15 protein-coding genes are annotated in these 19,419 nt (G+C 47.7%); 2 read left to right on the forward strand and 13 right to left on the reverse strand.

All coding sequences use genetic code 11. The features are described 5' to 3' along the window. Positions 1–159: 159 nt before the first annotated feature. The 3 genes from bshB2 to HF638_RS06775 all read right to left on the reverse strand — a co-directional run bounded on the left by bshB2 (position 160) and on the right by HF638_RS06775 (position 1,673). The gene (bshB2, locus tag HF638_RS06765) at positions 160–834 is read right to left on the reverse strand and encodes a bacillithiol biosynthesis deacetylase BshB2 (protein ID WP_169479504.1); all 675 of its coding nucleotides are present in this window, start codon (positions 832–834) and stop codon (positions 160–162) included. Positions 835–857: 23 nt separating this feature from the next. Continuing rightward, the gene (locus HF638_RS06770; protein ID WP_062834334.1) at positions 858–1,202 is read right to left on the reverse strand and encodes a YojF family protein; all 345 of its coding nucleotides are present in this window, start codon (positions 1,200–1,202) and stop codon (positions 858–860) included. A gap of 135 nt (positions 1,203–1,337) precedes the next feature. Next, the gene (locus HF638_RS06775; protein ID WP_169479505.1) at positions 1,338–1,673 is read right to left on the reverse strand and encodes an antibiotic biosynthesis monooxygenase; all 336 of its coding nucleotides are present in this window, start codon (positions 1,671–1,673) and stop codon (positions 1,338–1,340) included. A gap of 272 nt (positions 1,674–1,945) precedes the next feature. Between HF638_RS06775 and HF638_RS06780 the strand changes: the two genes are divergently transcribed. Next, a complete protein-coding gene (locus HF638_RS06780; RefSeq protein WP_169479506.1) occupies positions 1,946–2,731 on the forward strand; it encodes a DUF817 domain-containing protein in 786 nt (261 codons plus the stop codon). Positions 2,732–2,824: 93 nt separating this feature from the next. Continuing rightward, positions 2,825–2,950, forward strand: a complete 126-nt coding sequence (locus HF638_RS28775; RefSeq protein WP_282435641.1) for a hypothetical protein — start codon at positions 2,825–2,827, stop codon at positions 2,948–2,950. A 36-nt stretch (positions 2,951–2,986) separates the two neighbouring features. Here the strand turns inward: HF638_RS28775 and HF638_RS06785 are convergent, their stop codons facing one another. The 10 genes from HF638_RS06785 to murB form a co-directional block, all read right to left on the reverse strand. Then, positions 2,987–5,530 carry a glycosyl hydrolase family 95 catalytic domain-containing protein gene (locus HF638_RS06785; RefSeq protein WP_348982078.1) on the reverse strand — a complete coding sequence of 848 codons (2,544 nt, stop codon included), beginning with the start codon at positions 5,528–5,530 and terminating at the stop codon, positions 2,987–2,989. Further along, positions 5,527–6,672, reverse strand: coding sequence for a glycoside hydrolase family 88/105 protein (locus tag HF638_RS06790; RefSeq protein ID WP_248278053.1), 1,146 nt, complete (start codon positions 6,670–6,672; stop codon positions 5,527–5,529). The genes HF638_RS06785 and HF638_RS06790 overlap by 4 nt, the downstream gene beginning before the upstream one ends. 68 nt (positions 6,673–6,740) lie before the next feature. Beyond that, the gene (locus HF638_RS06795) at positions 6,741–8,798 is read right to left on the reverse strand and encodes a glycoside hydrolase family 65 (protein ID WP_169479680.1); all 2,058 of its coding nucleotides are present in this window, start codon (positions 8,796–8,798) and stop codon (positions 6,741–6,743) included. A gap of 43 nt (positions 8,799–8,841) precedes the next feature. Continuing rightward, positions 8,842–11,136, reverse strand: a complete 2,295-nt coding sequence (locus tag HF638_RS06800; protein ID WP_169479507.1) for a helix-turn-helix domain-containing protein — start codon at positions 11,134–11,136, stop codon at positions 8,842–8,844. A gap of 87 nt (positions 11,137–11,223) precedes the next feature. Continuing rightward, positions 11,224–13,455, reverse strand: a complete 2,232-nt coding sequence (locus tag HF638_RS06805; RefSeq protein ID WP_169479508.1) for a glycoside hydrolase family 88/105 protein — start codon at positions 13,453–13,455, stop codon at positions 11,224–11,226. A gap of 1 nt (position 13,456) precedes the next feature. Then, a complete protein-coding gene (locus HF638_RS06810; RefSeq protein ID WP_169479509.1) occupies positions 13,457–14,785 on the reverse strand; it encodes a Gfo/Idh/MocA family protein in 1,329 nt (442 codons plus the stop codon). Continuing rightward, positions 14,782–16,320, reverse strand: a complete 1,539-nt coding sequence (locus tag HF638_RS06815) for an extracellular solute-binding protein (protein ID WP_169479510.1) — start codon at positions 16,318–16,320, stop codon at positions 14,782–14,784. Before HF638_RS06815 ends, HF638_RS06810 begins: the two co-directional genes overlap by 4 nt. A 23-nt stretch (positions 16,321–16,343) precedes the next feature. Continuing rightward, complete coding sequence (locus tag HF638_RS06820) at positions 16,344–17,213, reverse strand: carbohydrate ABC transporter permease (protein ID WP_083679484.1); 870 nt, start codon at positions 17,211–17,213, stop codon at positions 16,344–16,346. A 2-nt stretch (positions 17,214–17,215) separates the two neighbouring features. Then, entirely contained in the window at positions 17,216–18,175 is a 960-nt protein-coding gene (locus HF638_RS06825) for an ABC transporter permease (RefSeq protein ID WP_091016421.1), read from the reverse strand. Positions 18,176–18,405: 230 nt separating this feature from the next. Beyond that, positions 18,406–19,314: a UDP-N-acetylmuramate dehydrogenase gene (gene murB, locus HF638_RS06830; protein WP_481856141.1), complete on the reverse strand. Its 909-nt coding sequence runs from the start codon at positions 19,312–19,314 to the stop codon at positions 18,406–18,408. Positions 19,315–19,419: the final 105 nt, after the last annotated feature.

A 19,419-nucleotide genomic window follows, 5' to 3' on the forward strand; every position in this document is an offset into this window, starting at 1 on the left:
ACGCAATAAATGAAGCGTTATCACAATCCTGATCATAGTGTACTTAAAACGATATTTTTTCCATATAGCTCAATCAGGCTATAGACCCTACATTTTTGTGTCGATATTGTGATGTCAAACAAAAAAAGCCGCCATATAGGCGACTTCTACGTAATTATATTATTCAAATGGATAGGTCCAAAATGTTTCTTTACCAAAACGTTTCTTAATTTCTTCATCATTCAGCTCAGAATTTCCGACAAGCTCCGCTGCCTGGAATTGTGAACGATGGGCACGGATGGACGCCATCTTTCTGTCCAAAAATTCGGTTACGTCAACGAATACATCCGGTTTGCCAATGTACTGTTCCTGATTATTAGCAAACGCAACGCAGTGAACAATCGGACGCTCATCCACAGGAAGTTTAGCGATTGTACGTATAACAGCGGCTCCCGTTGCATCATGATCGGGATGAACACTATAGCCTGGATAGAACGTAATGACCAGTGATGGGTTCAGCTCTTTGAGCAGCGCCATGATGGTGTCTTCCAGTAACTGTGGGTCTTCGAACTCCAGCATTTTATCGTGGAAGCCCAGCATCCGGAGGTCCTGAATACCAATCGCTTCAGAAGCTTCGATGAGTTCCTGTTTACGGATGGCAGGCAGTGTCACTCTGTTGGCAAATGGAGGAATCCCCATGTTCCGCCCCATCTCGCCCAGTGTCAGACAAGCATAGGTTACATGGGCACCGCCATCTATGTACTTCGCTAACGTTCCTGATACAGAGAAAGCTTCATCATCCGGATGTGGGTACACCACCAAGATGCGCTCATGCTCGTTGTGTGTAGTATTCATGGTTATTCCATCCTCCGTCTTCATCAGAACATCTCCCGACTCAGTTGTAACGCCACAACCAGTTTGCCTTGGCTGTCGTGGCCAGCTAGAATCAGTCTTTCTTCTTCCTGCTCGTCAATGTGTGTAAGGCCTTCGGCGTAGAGCCAACCTTGAGTTGTTTTCAGACCAACCCGGTAAGGACCTGTACCTGAGATGGAACCCTGCGTATATCGTATGGCCGCATTGGTAATGAATGCAGATGCTGGATGTCTTGTGCTATCCATGTGGTGTGCGTAAGCACCTGACGTGAGTTCGAGATGTACGTATAAGTCCTGATCAGCAAGTTGATTGATCCGGAGCTGAATGTCTTGAGGTTTGATCGGTTGCATAGCGGCCTCCTTGTCTAATGTAATTGTACGAATTTCATTTTAACATAACCACGAGAGAATATACATGGAGCCACCCTATCGCCCTCTAATAGAGCCTTCTCATAGAATCGACCGAATTCCAAAATCGCTGTCTGATTATGACCCTTGTTCGGAACCGTTACCTGTCTTCACGGTCTGTACCTGATACATATTTACGGTTGTACTTATTAGATAATCAGGTTTCTCCTGTGTTCTCTTCTCACGATGGCCTTTGATATGAACATCACTTTTCTCCCAGTTCTTCCATGCTTCTTCCGATTTCCAACGAATGATTACCATCACTTCTTCGTTCTCTGTACTTTTCTTGTTAACCATGACACTAAAATCAATCAGACCGGGCATGTCCACAACCGGAGTTGGACCACTGAAACGTTCCACAATCTTATCACTATATCCCTTTTGGACAATAATGCTTCGAGTTTGAATCAACATATTCATTCCTCCTGGTATAGTCACATCCCTCTCGTTATGCGAGACGTAGTGAGCTTTTTATTCTTTTATTCTAATCTAATTGAAAATCATTATCAATGAAGGGTATTCGTTTTAATATGAAAACAAGAACAGATTTGCGCATTTTTTTCTCTTTTTATTCATCAATGAACTCTATATTATGGAGTGTAGGCAAAAAAACGCCCATGATGAACACCCTTAAATCATATCATTGAATGATGTTCAAACGTGTTATGAAAGGAGCGAAACTTGAATTGAAACCTCTAATACAACTACTTCATTTCGGCTATCATCAGGCCATGAGCTGCATATTTCCTGTAGCGATCTTTGGAACATTGGCTCTCTCCAGCGTAATCCCGATCCCCTTCCTGCATCGATATGATGCCATTCTGCTTGTATTGCTTTCAGTGCAGTACCTGATGTATCGAAGCGGCTTGGAAACCCGAGATGAAATCAAGGTCATCTGTGTATTTCACATTATTGGCCTGGTGCTGGAAATCTATAAAGTATGGATGGGATCATGGTCATACCCGGAGCAAGCCTACACCAAAATCCTTGGTGTCCCTCTGTATAGTGGATTCATGTATGCAAGTGTAGCCAGTTTTATGTGTCAGGTGTGGCGAAGACTGCGCATGGACATGACCGGCTGGCCTGGTTTATTACCTTCCGTTCTGCTCGGAGCAGCCATCTATATTAACTTTTTCACCCATCATTTTATTCCCGATTTTCGCTGGTGGTTAACGGCGCTTGTATTTATTGTTTTCTGGAAAACGTGGATTATCTACCGGGTACGGACAACGACCTATCGAATGCCGTTATCGCTCGCTTTTATCATTGTCGGGTTCTTCATCTGGACTGCCGAGAATATCGCTACATTCTTCAACGCCTGGAAATATCCTGATCAGCATGATACCTGGCAACTGGTTAGCTTTAGCAAGATCAGTTCGTGGTTCCTGCTGGTGATCATCAGCGTCATCATCGTTGCGCAGCTCAAATATGTGAAGGCCAATCGAACCCCAGATGATCCAAAACTCATCTAACCACCGTTACATCCCTAACCATAAAAACAGCAGCACGCTTAGACTGGAAAATAAGTCTTCGATGGGATCGTAGTAAGTGAGGCGACCTGTTCATTGTATGAAATCCAATCCGGAGATACCGTTCAACTAATCATTAATCATCAACCGCATAACGTCTCTGTCCGGGAGATTAGCGGAAATGGTGAAGTAGATACGATCGGCAGTTATAAGATTGATTAGATCCCTATGTAAAAAATGCCGCCAAAGGGCGGCATTTTATTCATCATTTTTTCCAAACCTTGTTTGCTCCAGAATGAGTTCCCCTCCAGCTTCAATCTCAAGCTCATAGATGCCATTCTCATCAAGTTCACATAGGCAGGCACTTCTACTGAGCATCTCGCATGCTTTTACCCATTCAGGAATATGAAGCTTCATCATGATGCGGCGACAGGCGCTGATTTCTGCCCGGAACAAACCTGAGCTCTGATCCCATGTGCAGGACAGACTACCTCCGGGAATACGCCAGTCGTGTATGGAACCTCGTACCCAGCGTTCTGGCAAAGCCGGCAGCAGCTTGATCCATTGTTCTGATACATAGAGAAGCATTTCCTGTACTGCATTAACCCAGCCCATATTGGCATCTAACTGAATGGGGGCAGCAGGCATGGACATACATACCCCCATATTGCGCCAATCATTATGCAACGTATACCCATTACTCAGCACACAGGAGCGCGCAAGAATATCGAGACTTTCCAGCGCTCGCTCACCATTGCCAAGTCGAGCATATATGGACGACATATGTGCAAGAGACCAGCCACTCTGAGCACCAAGCCTTCGCTGATCAACTGCTGTCTCGAACGCTTGGAACAGTTCTGGCTGTTCTTCACGGGTGAGCTCCTGTCCTGGAAAAACAGGATACAGGTGTGAAAGATGACGATGATCACGTCGATCTTCAAACGCAGGATGCAGCCATTCTTTCACAGCTCCCTCAGGTTCAAGAAGATAATCGGGCATATACTCCAGCATGGCTTCCCAGCAAGGAATCTTAGACGTATGCACTCCAGTTCGTCGACTGGCTGCAATGACATGCTGTAGCAGTTCTTTCATAATCGCAATGTCCATAGTCGCATTAATGGCTGTAGGCATAGGGTGGGCCAATGGCTGTCCATGCTTAGGCATAAAATTCTCAGGTGTATTCTCTGGCGAAACAGACGGGTACATCTTATATTTTCCGTCTTCACCCAGCACCAGAAAATCTTCATAGAACTGAAGGGCCTCCTTCATAAAGGGCAGGGCTTCCTCCAGCAGAAATTGCTTATCCCCAGTGAACTGATAATGAGCATAATAATGCCTGGCGATCCATCCTGCTGCTCCCGTCCAATTCATGATTACCGGAACAATCTGGTTAGGCACCCCGATACCCGGTGTTGTTCCAGCGGGAATGTAAATCCCACGGCAGCCATATAGCTTGCGAGCATTGTTCCGAAAGTCATCCATTAATCCGTTGTAATAGCGGAACAACGAACGATTCAGATTGGACAAACCACCTACCGCAGTGTGCCAATACATCATTTGCACATTCTCATTCGCCATATTGTGGCCCCAGATCAAGCGATAATCTCCACCCCACAAGCCGTATAATCCAAATGGCAATCCGCTACGTTCAGAAGTTCCGCTGATGAAGAGATATCGACCATAGGCCCACATCTTGCGCATTAACCCTGTAGGTGCTTCACCTTCATAGGCTTCCAGAAGCAATTCTTCATTGCAGCGCCCGTCATCATTCTCATCATCCAGATCAAGTTCAGCGGACCTAAATAACGGTTGATGCAGTGAGATATGCCGATCCAGCAACGTATTGTAGTCGCTCTCAAGCAATGCGAGTTCCTGCTTCAACCGTGTCCATTCCTCCGCTCGTCTACCCGTAGCAAACATTTTGACAAGCACAAGCACTTTTCCAGAGGTATGGAAATGAAGTTGCCTGCTGTGCGTGTCTTCGTTAGGCTCGCTTTCCTTTTGCTTATCATGAATCGCATCAGGTATTTCGTTCAATTGGATCAGTCGTAGCACCGCACCATAGTCCTGTCCATCGTCATTTCTCCCGCCATAGCAAAGGTAGTCTCCACGATCATCCCGGTCGATTCTCATCGTTATAGACGACTTTAGAACGTTGAACTCATCGTCTTCTCTCACCCGGTCACCTTCCGGGAATTGCAGGCCTATAGTTCCCGACAGCAATGAATGCCCAGCCGAACCTGTTCCTTGTGCACTTACTCCATCTTTCACTCTATGGGTTTGGATCTCATAGACAACACAATCGTCTGCACGCGAGACAAACAGACTTCTTGCATAGCTTTGACTCCCCTCCAGCCAGCGCACCTGAACTTCTCCTGTGTCCATATCCAGTTTCCGCCGATATTTGCGAAAAGCGTTATTACAAGGCATGCCCACCGTCATTGTTGCCAGCGGATAGCGGGAAGACAGCCTTGACGCGTAACCTTCTTCTTGCAGCTTACGAGTCAGATGCCAGCTTGCCTCCAGATATCGTTCCTCATCCATTAACTTGCGGGTCTCTGATAAGGTATAACTGACATCGGGCAGCTCATCCTTGTGCCCCCAGTGCCATAATTCACTGTGCTGCAAGAGTACGGTTTCCGCCTGAATTCCACCTTGTACTGAAGCACCAAGTTTACCGTTTCCGGAAGGAAATGCTTCTCGCCACATCCCTTGCCACCAGGAAGAGGGATATTTCAGCAATAGTTTGTTCTTGTCCGGCCGTGTGCCTGAGGTGTCTGGATGGTCTATGTGATGTTTCACCCTTCTTTCGCTCCAAGTCTCTCTATCTCAATACTGGCTAACAAGAATGGGGCTACGCCCATCTGTACATCACTAACGACCTGTTCACTGATGTAATATTCATAAGAACCGTCCCGATACTTCTTGCCACCGAGTCCGGCACCATGACAGATATGGTGCAGATGCACCCCATTTTCATCTTCAGTGACCAACCGCTTCAATATGCCTGCATAGGCATGATCAACGACTTCACGGTTCAGCTCAGCCAGATAATGTAACCTGAGGCCTTTCGCGAGTGCATAGATCAGCATACAGGAAGCAGAGGCTTCTAGATAATTTCCTGTTCTGCCGTTCTGATCCATCACTTGGTACCAGAGTCCGCTATCCTGATCCTGAGCGTGAGCAATCGCATAGGCCATTCGTTCAAATATACCCATGATCTGTCCGCGCTGTGGGTGATCCACCGGAAAATGCTCCAGTGCATCCACCACCGCCATTGCATACCATCCCATGGCCCGGCCCCAAACATGAAAGGATCGACCAGTATTTTGATCACACCAGCGTTGTTCCTTGCTCTCATCCCAGGCATGATGCAATAAACCAGTTCGTGGATTACGTGTCTTTCGCTCAATCAACAGAATCTGCCGTGCCACTTCATCGAAGCTCTCGGGGTGATCGAAAACACTGGCGTATTCAGCCAGAAAGGGTGAAGACATATAAATCCCATCCAGCCACATCTGAAAGGGATATATTTTCTTATGCCAGAATCCACCTTCACTTGTCCGGGGCTGTCCTTTAAGCTGGTCAACGAGGTGCAGGATCGCTTTAACATACTTTTCATTGCCGGAATTCTTCCACTGACTGAACAGATTTTTGCCTTCATTGATCATATCCAGGTTGTAATCATTCAGCTGGTAGGTCCTAATGGTGCCGTCATTCTCGATGAGGTCATCCATGTGACGCTGAACAAGTTCCGCATAGCGGGATTCTTGATTCCATTCGGCTGCGCGTTCAAGTGCCATTAACGTCATCCCGCCCACATAACCCCATTTGTTTGCAATCTTGGGGTGATTGCCATTCTGACATTCGGAAAGCAAGGTATCTGCTATTTTGACAGACATTCTGCGTTCCTGTGTAACTGACCTTGTCGAAGTTCCAACCATATCGAAATCCTCCTTCTGATGGACTATGCCATCTGTAACGTTATTTCGAGGGTTTAGCCTTCTGACGATTACATCAAAGGATGAAGACCTTCCCACTTCACAGTCCAGCTTCCATCCCGCGGAAATCCCGGATTCGCTTGTTCTCCTGCCCCTGTCCAGCCGGCAGCCATCATGGCGACAGCGGTCAGCAGACCACCGTTCCCGGGCAGATATGCCCACAGCCCTGCTCTCTGATAGTTGTGCCCATTAGGTAAATACGTGTTCTTCGTCGCATCCATCAACAAGAAATCCATTGCAAGCTCCGGCTCATTCAATCTGGCCGCTGTCATCGCACACATCGGAAAATCCCAACCCCAGGCGGATTCCCAGTCCCAGCATTCTTTGACCTTGAGCAACGTATTTCTCATGATCACCGGATCGATCAACGAACCTGGCAATAGACCAAGTGCTCCGACCATAGAGGGATGATCATGGTTCTTATCGGTAAAAGTGTGCGGACAGTTCTCATGTGCAAGATAAAGGCCGTTCTCATGTCGAGGTTCAGCCATGTACGTAGCCACTCTTGCCCAGTCTGGATTGGCTGGATGATTCAATCGCTCTGCCCACAGGATGGCAATCTCCAAGCCAAATTTCCAGTACTCCAATTCATAAGGCGGATTCAAACTATCGTTCATAGCGTGATTCTCTTGCGCGGGGATAAGCGGCGGACCTAACACATACGCTTGTCTTTTCTCTTCCCAGTGGGCATAGGACACCATAAAGTCAGCCGCTTCAAATACGATATCCTTATACCGTGTTAACATGGCAGGATCAGGCCACGACAGATAACACATCTCAGCAAGTGCCATGGGATGGGGTTGCTGCCAGATTAATCCCGGAGCTACCGGGGACGGAGTCTGATGCCCGTTATAACCCACCATTTTGGGCCAGCGTGCGCCGACATAACCTTGAGAATGGGCCAGTTCGCGAGCTTCTGGCAGGATGGTCAGGTACCAGTCCATACTTTTGCACAACAGATCGGTACGATTCCAGAGTGGAAAATGCGCTGCATGCCACCAATGCATCTCGAGATGCATTTTGCCAAACCAGCTGTTGTACATATATCCGGTCTCCTGCGGCGGCAGGGACCCACCGCTGTGCACCGCGCTCAGAAACTGGGATAGGACTACTCTGCGCTCCAGTTCAGCGGCACGCGGATCTGAGCTGCCTTCGAAATCAATCACTCCACCATCGTTCCAGAACCGATTCCAATGGACCGAGCTTGCTTGCAACACAGCATCTGCTGGCAAGCTTTCCGGCTTATGTGCAGCAAAAGATACACTGCACGACCAGATGTCCGAGTCTTGTACGGCCTCGGGAGATAGTGTGAATTCATGGGCTCCCGTCTGTTCCAGCCGGCCTGCGTCCCAGACCCATTTCACTTCATACTCATCTTCATCCAGCACACGCTTCAATGATGCGGAAGTCGAAGTGACCGATGTCGGCACAGTAGAATGTCTGTCATGTTGCTTCCAGTCGGGAAATACTGATTTGGACCAGCTCCGATGTGTCATATCAGGGGATGGAAATACAAGAAACAGCTGCAGACGCTGTTTACGGATTAATCCGGATTGTACACGAATGGCGATACAATCGAGTCGTGGGTCACAGGCTGTCTCTACACGTACTTCTTCCCCCTGCACGGTAAATTCACTGTGCAGAATTCCGGTCCATAGATTCAATTCCTGACGTACCGGGACGACATGGGTGACGTCCATCTCCTGACCATCTTCTCCTAACAAACGAAATGAAATGCGTCCAAGCTGAAGTCGATGCGGGTTCTGCCTAAGCCAGTGATAGGCTTCTTCCTTGTCTTCGGGCTTCATGGGGTATGGCACTTTGCGGCCATATGTCTCAAATGCCTGATAGACAATATCCTCATCTCCGAATACATGATGACCGCCCGTATAATGCCAACCCCAGTTGGATTGTGTACCAAGAGGTAGTTCATACAGATCTGGATACGTTTGAAGTCCCGTAAAATCAGCACTGAATGCAAATTCTCCATTACCTACAGATAAAGGCGATCTGGGCTCAAGCTGTGTTAATACCGGATGATTCCTGGTAACGACCGATTGTCGATCCATCAATGGCTCTGCCTCCTTGTCATTCTATGGGTTCAAGTATGGATCAAGATTCCTGTAGCACACCCCTGCGGCTTCGCATTATCTCCCTGTACTTGCCCGGTGTAATGTCTTTGTATTTTCGATACACACGAATAAAGCTGTTCTCATGCTGATAACCCACCATCGTTGCGATCTCGGAAATTCTATAATCCGTATCCAGCAATAGTTCACAGGCACGTTCCATGCGAAGCTTAGTGAAATATCCGTGGATGGTATCGCCCATTTCCTGCTTGAACAACTGACTTGCCAAACTGCTTCCGATCCCGGCATGCTCGGCAATCTCCTGAATGCTTACCGAGTCTTCCAGATGGTTGTTCATAAATGCAATCATCTGTTGGCACAGTATGAAATCCTTGCTAAGCATAAGGCTACCGAACCAATCAGCCAAACCTTCGATCTGGCTTCGCAGCACTTTACAGACAGCCTCCAGATGCATGGTCTGCATATCCACCATTTCGAGTCCGCAACCTTCTGTCTCGCGCTTCAGGCGAATTCGTTCAAGTGTAGCTGCAACAGCTTCAAGAAAGGCCAGCGCTGATGAAGGGTGCCATTGCTCGTGCGTCATTCGACCAACTATCTTGTCAAAAGTCCTCAGGGCTTCTTCACCCCTGCCTGCTTCGACGGTCTCCGTCAGTTGAGTCATGAATTCAAGTTCTTCCAATGTATTCTCGGTCGGTTGCAGACCCGAGATCTCTTCAAACGAAATAACTCGTTCATACCCCAAGTAGAATCTGTAATCCAGCGCACTCTCCGCCTCATGCATGGCTCGCTGAAGTCGCATGAATCCGTCGTGCCCCCCGCTTACGCCGCTTGACACCTGAAACTTGAGCAAGCGAGGAATCATGCCAATCGTCTCTCGTATTGCTGTCGCTACGCTCTTGCTACCGCCAGAATGAATCGGTTGAAGCATCACGAGCATCCGGTCTCTGCCCAGATCAGCTGATAACACCCGCCATTGTCCAGACAACAGTTCAGCTATGATATTACCAATGGCAAATTTCAGCAGGGAGTGATCTGACTTCGTAAAGCGCTCACACCAAGCCTTATAATTATCAATCGACAACATGGCAATAGAGAGTGGCTCATCGCTCCAATCCTTGAAATAACGGCACCATTTCTCGCTAATTTCCCGACTTCCTGTCATATGTCCGTTATAGATATCCGTCAGAAATTTGGATGAAGCTTCCGGAAGGGTCTGCCTGAGATTGATGGCCTGCTGAGCATGATCCGTTAACAGTTGACCCGTTATCTTCTCAAGATCAATCTGCTCCGGATGGATTCTCTCCTGGTCGTACCCGCTGAGCAATTGTCTCATGCGTCTTACGGGTCTAAAAGCAGCTGCATTGTAAACTGTGATCGTAACCGCTCCTGCTACAAGAGCCAACAAAGATACGATAAAAACAATATTGCGGATCTTCTGTGCATTAGCCAAGAGACTGTCTTGTGATATCACGGACAGATAACGCCATCCGGTGTACGGTGAAATGGTCTGTGAAGCCAGTAAAAGCTTACCTTCATGTTTAAACTCACCAAGTTTTTCACCATCCAGTTGGGTGAGCACATGACTGACGGCTTCCTCTCCGACAGCATAATTGCCAAGATCATATAAAGGCTGGTTGTTGGTGTCGAGGATGAATCGATGGCTGTCAAGGTCAGAGACGGATGAGAGTAGCATGTGCTCGAACATCTTCTCTGTCTTGAAATTGACTGCGATAACCCCTTTTAAATCGCCAGCAATCATTATTTTTCGGTAAAGTGTAATTTGCGGCATGGACACACCAGACGATGTGGAAATCTCACGTTGCTTGACCAGCATGGGACGCTCTTCAAGTTCATCGGCAACGCTAACCCAATCCGAATCCGGGAAATTAACTTTGCTGGAGCTGTAGCCTTGTGGGAAGGCAACAATGCTCTCCCGATTCATATCAAAAATGTAAGCGCTCTTAATAAAGGACGTACTACTGATTAAGGTTTCCAGAAATTGCACCAGTTCCGTAATATTGCGGTATGATCCCTGTACTTCATTGGTGAGAAATCGGTATACATTACTGTTCAGTGCAATTTTCACCGCAATCTGATCACTTTCCCGGATCACTTCATCAATATCATTCATGCTGATACGCAGCATCTGGTGTTGCGGCTCACTTAATTCCTGCTGTAACACCGATTTGGAAGAATAATATGTCGTCATCCCCACCGCAATAATAATCATGAAGACAACAACAGTCAGAATCAGCAGCAGCCGGGTCTGGGTATTGGTGACATTGAATTTTAGCCACTTTAAGAAGGAAAGGGTCACAATTATCCCACCTCATATGCAATATACCGATATTATACCGTTCCCATATGCCCAATACGACCCGGTCCAACAGCCTATTTTCTCCCTCTAAAAAGATGATTTCTCCAATTTCTCCGGTGTTCCGACCATTTCCGTAGCGAAAACCGGCGTGTTTATCTGCCATTCTTGCATGGAAATAGTTTCAAGCCCAGCAAGAAGTACAATGCCGATCCCATGGGTGTCATTCAGATTCCAACCCAGTTCATGCTTGTAATAGTGATTCGTGAAGGAGTAGCTGGAGCCACGACATACGCCGTATACATTGCCTCTTTTATCAATTGTGCGCTCCGTAAGCCCCTTCCACCCTTGATACGCCGCTTGTGCATAGGGTTTCGGATCTAACAGCCAGCCCATTCGCACCCCTCGGGCATACGCATAGATGAACATGGAGGTACAGGATGTTTCCTCATACGACTCCGGGTCCGTTAATACCTGATGCCACAGTCCGTTTCTGCCCTGCAATGCCAAGTACCCTTCACACAATTCCCTGTAGAACTGAATGAGAACTGTATAGGATGGATGCTCTTGAGGAAGGGCCGTCAGTAGCTCTGACAGGGAGAACAACACCCAGCCGTTGCCTCGGCCCCAAGGGGTTCGTGTTGGCTCACCTCGCTCCACATCGAATACATGGGACATGATTTGACGCTCTGGAATATACAGATACTTCTTATACAAAAGAACCTGCCTTGCCGCTTCATCCAGCAGCTTATCGTCACCTGACCATTCGGCGTACCTGCACAGGAACGGGATGCTCATATACAGATCATCACACCACATCGTGTTATCCATCGATCTGGAGACACCAATCTTGCGGTATAACGTGCCATCTTCCAGACGAGCCTGTTCATACAAAATATAGTCTGCGATATGAGCTGCCGTCTCTGAAACGCCGTCCAACTTGCGTTCCTGATCGGCAAGCAGCATGGTGGCGCCGAAAGATCCACAGTCATCCAGGCTGTCGATATGGGAGAGCTGATTATTCAGCCCAGCTGCACCATAACGTTCTCTGTCCCATAAGGAGTAGCTGAAACGTGAAGAGGCAAATTCAATGTGGTTCAGCACATAGTCTCGAATATCCGATCGCTGACCCGCTTTGCCGAGCTGAAGCAATCCGTATAACGTGACGCCCAGGGGATAGTTCCATCGGCCATACCATTCATTTTCCAGAAATGGACGTACCTCTCCGCCTGGCACCTCTGTTCGCCAGTATACTTCTTCACCAGTTCCGCTACGAACAGTTCGCTTCAATCTCTGGCAGGAAGCCAGATCAATCTCCTGTTCCGCTTGAAAAGGACCCAGGTACAGCCAGTTGTCTCTATGCCCTTTTACATCCAGTGCAGGCGTCAGCAACTCTTGTGTAGTCTGGTCCATACGGAATCCCCAATCCCGGTCGCCACATGTACACTTTACAGTCAGATCTTGCACCGCAGCAGACAATGGCAGTTCGAAACGGAAGAGACCGGCCTGCTCTTGTCGGAATAACACCTTGCTATCCACCGAGAATTCAATCGGGCTGTAAGCCTCACCAGAGATTAGCACAGTCTCAATGCCACATTTCGTACCACTTATCTTCGTCCATGCATATGCAGACATGCCACTGGTCAATCCATACATCCGTGCTACCTGTCCATAAGGCGATGGCTTCTCGGGGTCTTTCTCCCGAGGCAACCAGTTAACGCCAGTGGCCTTCTCTCGCATGGGGCCAGAAGGAATTTCCGACAACGGAACATCCAACGGCTCGCTGTAGAGCCAGCCTTCTTCCCCATCTCGTTCGAGCGAAGGCACAATGAAGTGAAGTGGTTTGTTCTTTCGGGAGCCAGTGCCAAACTGGCCACCTACCCCCTTTTTCCCTAATTTGAATTCAAGAACGAAGTGATTCCAGCCTCTGTCCAGTTGACATTTCAGTTTCAGAACAGGTATCTCAGGATATTCTTCCTCCGGAGCAGAACCATAGATCAGCACGCCATTATGATATAGCCTAACAGGTCCGAAGCAGGTGATATGAAAAACAAATTCCTGATCACTGTCGCTCCACAGTTTGGCCCATGCATAGACCTGCTGTCCTCTCTGCATGTTGGGGAATAGATTCACCAGCGGGAAGATGTAGCGGTGATCATCACACTTGCGCACAAGTCCTGGTCGACTCACTCTGTAGACCGGGGGATGCGGAGGATTGGCTCCAATGTACCTTGCCGCAATGCTCATCAGAGCGTGCATAATGCCTCCACCACTCTGATAAGCCATGCTCTCCTCCGGTTCGAAATAAACATGGCTACTCATATCACTTCTCCCTCCCTTTGTGCGTGGGCACTCTGCTGTTCCAACCACCCAGCACCTCGTCTATGGAAATAGGCCGATGCTCTTCCACAGATCGCCATACTGCTTCTCCAGCGGCAACGGAATAAGCACCGTCTTCAGCGCCCGACAGAATTCGGTAAGGGCGTCTCTTATCTTCACCAAGGAAAATATCCTCGAGCAGCAGTGGATCTCCTCCTCCATGCCCACCTTCACGATGAACAACGTGAATCGTCTCTTTCGAACCAAAGAGCGGAAAGTAATCAATCGTCTGGACCGGTGTGGGAAAAGGCGTCCGGGCGGGCATATGATACTCCAGTGTTTCCAGACGCCCCTTTGTACCATTTACCGCAAGACGGTAACCCTCGTAGGGAAGAGAGAAATTGACCGAATAACTCATCAGTGCGCCGCCATTATATTTCACGGTTGCAGCATACGTGTCTTCAATTTCAATGCTGGAATCGAAAATACACTGGTCTGGGCGGTATGAAGTGTACGGAAACTCCTTCTGGCTTGCTGTACCGAGCTGGTTCAGATGGTCATCCGGTACCCGGATCTGACGGCTACGGGACGTCCAACGGGAATAATAGGCACAATCTTCTGACACATCGCATGTACGACAATGTCTTCCGTCCTCCTGTGCCGGATTCCATTCACCTTCAGCCCCATAATAGTTCAGTGCTCCATAGGCAAAAACTTCAACTGGCTTTTGATTGATCCACCACTGTACCAGATCAAAGTGATGGGTACTTTTATGGACAGACAGACCGCCTGAGAATGCCCGTTCACGGTTCCACCGTTTAAAATAACTGGAGCCGTGATGGGTATCGATATACCAGTTAAGGTCTATGGAAGTGACGCGACCGAGTTTCCCCTGCTGAATCAATTCCTTGATACGCATGTGGATCGGCATATACCGATAATTGAACGTTACGATGACGTTGCCTTTACTCCTTGCTTCCGCTTCAAGAATACGTTTGGCATCAGCTCCTGTCGTCGTCATCGGCTTTTCGGTAATAACATCAAGATCCCGCTCCAACGCGGCGACAATATAGTGGACATGGGTATCATCCCTGCCAGCCACGATGATACAGTCAGGCCGAGTATCATCGACCATGACCCCGAAATCCGAAGCTCCATATACTGCTACTTCTGTGTGCTCAGGAAAACGCACGCGATAGACTTCAAACCGTGCAGGATCGGTATCCAACAGCGCGACAACCTCTGAATTATGGCTAAACAGCTCATGAATTGGTTTTGCAAATTGTCCTAATGCTCTGCCGCTGACTCCACATAGGGCATATCTTTTTTTCATTTTCTCACCTTCTCATACCATTCCTGTACACGCTTGGTGACCACTTCTCCCCCGGAAGCATTCCATTTCTTCACATATTCATCATAAGCCTCGATCGGCAGCTCGCCGATGACAATCTTGGTCAATACCTCCTGGAACAGCTTGTGGGACTGGATATCAGGAAAACCTTCATATACAGAGGCTGGCAGACCGTCACCTGCAATTTGCCGTGCATCGGCAGTACTGACTTCGAACATGTCTTTGACCATTTGCTGCTGATCTTCTGGATATGTCTCTTCAATTCGTTTATTCATGTCTTCTGCTGTAGTGAGATTCTTCATACCCAAGGCAAGCGGTTTATTGTCAGCAGGTGGAAGAATGACTTTGCGTCCATCCTTGACTTCATGCTGCTCACCTTCAAGACCGAAGCGACCGAACTCATCATTTTCAGGATTATAGAAGAAGTCCAGCAGCTTCAGCGCATTTGGCGCATTATCCTGTTTGGTGGCTGGGATCATCCATTCCGGTTCGCCCATGCTCTTCTGGGTGACAAAAGCTTCAAACCCTTCGGCTTTGGGCAACGGCATTGCTGCAATGTAGGCATCTGGAGCCTGGGTCAGCATCGCATTGTACCGATCTCGCACATTTGCAGGCAAATGGTACCAGCTGCCGACGAGGTTATTATTGATTTTTGCCTGCCACACTTCCCCTTTGTTCAAGAAGGTTTCATTGTCCAGCAGTTTTTCCACATATAACATGCGAATGAACTTGATTGCTTCCCTCATATTGTCGGTAGTCCCTGCGTACTGGATTTTTCCATCGTATTCATCCCATTCGGGATATCCTTCCCACATCGCCACACCATACATCGCGAACAGATGGTCCATCCATCTGCCGAATTCCCTGCCGCTTGTTGGCAGTTCATCCGGTTTGCCGTTGCCATTCGGGTCCTTGTCACGGAAGGCTGTGAGCAGCTCGATATATTCATCAGTGGTCTTTGGCATCTCCATGCCCACTTTATCCACCCAATCCTGACGTATTAACGGTGCACGTTCAGGCACAAGGAATACCTTGGGCACATAATAGATTTTACCGTCAGGTGAAGCAGAGCGTACGATATCCCAAGCTTCCTGAGGAATACTTTCCCACACATGCGGTGCATATTCAGGCAGCAGTTCATCCAGTGGCAACGCGCCTCCCTGCTGAATCAGCGTCTGCTCAATGCCTCCAATCGGGCGCAGGATATCTGGCAGTTCATCCGAGGCAATCATCAGGTTCAAGTATTCGGATGGCTCCGAACCCGGAGGAGTTGTAATGAGTTCATACTGGACTCCCGTCTGTTCAGCGATGTATTTCACATGTGGATTATCCGCAGTTGGCAAGCTGCCGACACCCATATGGCTTTTGAATACTTTGACTTTTACAGCTCCACCACTGCCTTCGCCGTTACCTCCGTCATTTCCGGAATTAGTAGTAGCCGAGCCACATCCTGCAGCCAACAGCATGGCTAGACTGAGCATCAGCGGCATCATCTTGCGGGTCAGTTGTTTTCTCATGGAATCATCCCCCTGAACATGGTTTATTCTTTCAGTGATCCAAGCAAGGAACCTTTCACAAAATACTTCTGTAAATAAGGATACACCAAAATTATGGGAACGCTTGCAAAAAGTATCGTCGCTGCCTTTAACGTGGTTGTATTGAAGTTGTAATCACCTAGGAACATGTTCACCTGAGCCAGTTCCTCCGGGCTAGTTAAATATGCTCGTAGCTTCATCTGCAAAGGCCAGAGTCCTGGATCACGAAGGAACAATACTGCCCGCTGGAACGTATTCCAGTATCCTACCGCATAGAACAGACTGACCGTAGCAAGAACCGGCTTGGATAGCGGCAGATAGATCTGGAACAAAATTCGGAAGTCATGACAACCGTCGATTCTTGCCGTGTCATCAAGTTCCTTGGGCAAGCTCATAAAAAAGGTACGCAGAATGACCATATTAAATGTGCCAATTACACCAGGAATGATCAGAGACCAGATGGAATTCATCATCCCCAGCTCCCTCACCGTCAGGAAGAACGGGATCATCGGTGCATTGAAAATCATCGTAATCACGATGCCCAGCATGACTTGTTTGCGAATCATGAATTCTCTGCGCGACAACGGAAAAGCGGTCAGCACTGAAAACAACATACTAAGTGCAGTACCCACTACCGTAATGAATACGGTTACACCAAATGATTGCCATAAACCCGAGCTTTGCAGAATGTGCTTCCATGAAGCGAAGGTAAAACCGACAGGCCACAGAAATACTTCTTTGGAGTCTGCTGCAACCGGCGAACTCAGGGAAACCGCAAGCAGATGCAGCAATGGAAGGAGCATCGTAAAGGCTGCAAGCGTCAGGAAAATGTAATTGGCGGTTTGGAACAGCTTTTCTCCAATCGTCTGCTTGATCATTACCACAACCCCTCTCCTGATTTTCTCGCAAGCCGATTGAAGACCCAGAGCAGAATAAAGCCGATCACTGACTGGAATAGACCAATGGCTGTTGTTACGCTATACTGCCCTTGCAGGACACCTGAACGGTATACATATGTCTCAATGATATCTCCTACCGAGTAGGTCATCGGTGTCAGCAGGTTATAGATCTGATCAAAGCCAAGTTCCAGGAAATTGCCGATATTCAGCAGGAACAGCGTCAGGATTGTTGGGAATAACGCAGGTAGCGTAATGTAGATTGTCTGTTTCCAACGATTCGCTCCATCCATTACTGCCGCTTCATATTGCGTGGGGTCAATGCCACTTACCGCAGCAAGATATATGATCGTTCCCCAACCCACCTCTTTCCAGATGGAGGAAAGGACGACGATTGGACGGAAATATTGCTCTTGTTGCATATACAAAATCGGTTCGAACCCGAACCACCCACGAACAGCGTTTACAAAACCACCTGAGGCTAGCACCTCAAACACAATCCCCCCGACGACAACCCAGGAGAGAAAATGAGGCAGATAGAACAGGCTTTGCAAAAAGCGTTTGGCAAGCATTTTTCTCACTTCGTTGAACAATAGTGCCAGCAGGATGGGAGCAGGAAATCCGATCACCAGTTTGTATAAGGCAATCAGAGCTGTGTTCCGAAGCACATGATAGAAATCCTGATACGTAAAAATAAACTTGAAGTTATCCAGGCCTACCCATGGGCTGCTCCATATGCCTTTCATAATCTGAAAGTTCTGAAATGCGATCACGCTTCCGCCCAGTGGAATGTACTTGAAAATAATATAGAACAAAATACCGGGCAGGATCATGACATACAACATCCAGTGTTTTCGAATGTTACGTAGATAACTTGGTTTGACGGGTTTGTTGACTGTAACCCCGGGTTGCAACGTTGATGTTTCCGACAGCTCAGCCATACGATCGCGGGCCCCCTTTGACAAAATGATGGTGAATGACGAGCAGGCTCCTCTGTTCACATGTTAAGGGAGAGCGGGGTCAGCAACAATCGTTCAATCAGCCATAGCATGAGCCAATCGCTTGCGCGACGTGGGTTTGTAGGATCGGTTCATTCGTTGGCGGAATGGTTGGTACTACTTTGGCAACAAAAAAGGCCGCCAAAGGCGACCTCTCAAGTCGTTCATCGAAGTTATTCTCCCAGAAAGATTACTTCGGTTTCCAATTCAACATGGAACGTATCATATACTTTCTGCTGAATAAATTGGATCAGGTCCATGTAATCCTGGGCAGTAGCGTGATCCACATTCACGATAAAACCTGCATGTTTCATGGAGATTTCAGCACCTCCAATACGAGTGCCCTGTAAATTACAGTCCTGAATCAGTTTTCCAGCAAAATGTCCTTCGGGTCGTTTAAATACACTCCCGCAGGAAGGGTACTCCAGCGGCTGCTTGGATTCTCTCAGGAACGTTAATTCCTTCATTTTGCTTGCAATGTCAACCTTATTTCCTTTTTTGAGCCCGAATTCGGCCTCCAGTATGATATAGTGATCCATCTTGAAGAGACTATTTCGATAACCAAATTTCATCTCTTCTCGCGGGATCTCCAACACTGTGCCATCTTTGGTGATCACAGTCGCACGTTCAACAACATCGGCGATCTGGCCACCATAAGCACCAGCATTCATGTAAAGTGCGCCCCCTGTGCTCCCGGGAATGCCACAAGCAAACTCCAAACCGGTCAAGTTGTGCTCCAAAGCGAGTCTGGACACATCAATGATATCAACGCCGCTTTGCGCAATCATACTGTCTTCATTCACTTTAATTTGATCGAAGTGGCTAAGAGAAATCGTTACTCCTCGGATGCCCCCGTCTTTAATGATGACGTTCGACCCTTTGCCAATAACCGTCAGAGGCAATTGATGTATGTTGGCAATCTCTACGATTTTTGTGATTTCGTCTATCGTTGTTGGATGGATGAGAATATCTGCGTTACCACCAATTTTAATAAACGTATGATTTTTTAACGGTTCATTGAATTTCACTTTTTCCAAAGGTATCTGATGTTCAAAAATATTCATGATTTTCTCTCCCTGAATTCATAAAGAAATGATTGCACCATCCCGAATTGAGATGCTCCTTCTTTATTATATGCTAAATAGGAGATTTTGTTTGAGATTATGTTGTTTTCATTATAATTAATC

Source organism: Paenibacillus sp. SZ31, assembly GCF_012912005.1.
Classification (GTDB): domain Bacteria; phylum Bacillota; class Bacilli; order Paenibacillales; family Paenibacillaceae; genus Paenibacillus.

What these genes read in the sequence shown, in the direction of transcription:
- bshB2 (WP_169479504.1), bottom strand. Translation starts at nt 834, where the DNA reads ATGAATACTACACACAACGAGCATGAGCGCATCTTGGTGGTGTACCCA.
- HF638_RS06770 (WP_062834334.1), bottom strand. Translation starts at nt 1,202, where the DNA reads ATGCAACCGATCAAACCTCAAGACATTCAGCTCCGGATCAATCAACTT.
- HF638_RS06775 (WP_169479505.1), bottom strand. Translation starts at nt 1,673, where the DNA reads ATGTTGATTCAAACTCGAAGCATTATTGTCCAAAAGGGATATAGTGAT.
- HF638_RS06790 (WP_248278053.1), bottom strand. Translation starts at nt 6,672, where the DNA reads ATGGTTGGAACTTCGACAAGGTCAGTTACACAGGAACGCAGAATGTCT.
- HF638_RS06795 (WP_169479680.1), bottom strand. Translation starts at nt 8,798, where the DNA reads ATGGATCGACAATCGGTCGTTACCAGGAATCATCCGGTATTAACACAG.
- HF638_RS06805 (WP_169479508.1), bottom strand. Translation starts at nt 13,455, where the DNA reads ATGAGTAGCCATGTTTATTTCGAACCGGAGGAGAGCATGGCTTATCAG.
- HF638_RS06810 (WP_169479509.1), bottom strand. Translation starts at nt 14,785, where the DNA reads ATGAAAAAAAGATATGCCCTATGTGGAGTCAGCGGCAGAGCATTAGGA.
- HF638_RS06815 (WP_169479510.1), bottom strand. Translation starts at nt 16,320, where the DNA reads ATGAGAAAACAACTGACCCGCAAGATGATGCCGCTGATGCTCAGTCTA.
- HF638_RS06825 (WP_091016421.1), bottom strand. Translation starts at nt 18,175, where the DNA reads ATGGCTGAGCTGTCGGAAACATCAACGTTGCAACCCGGGGTTACAGTC.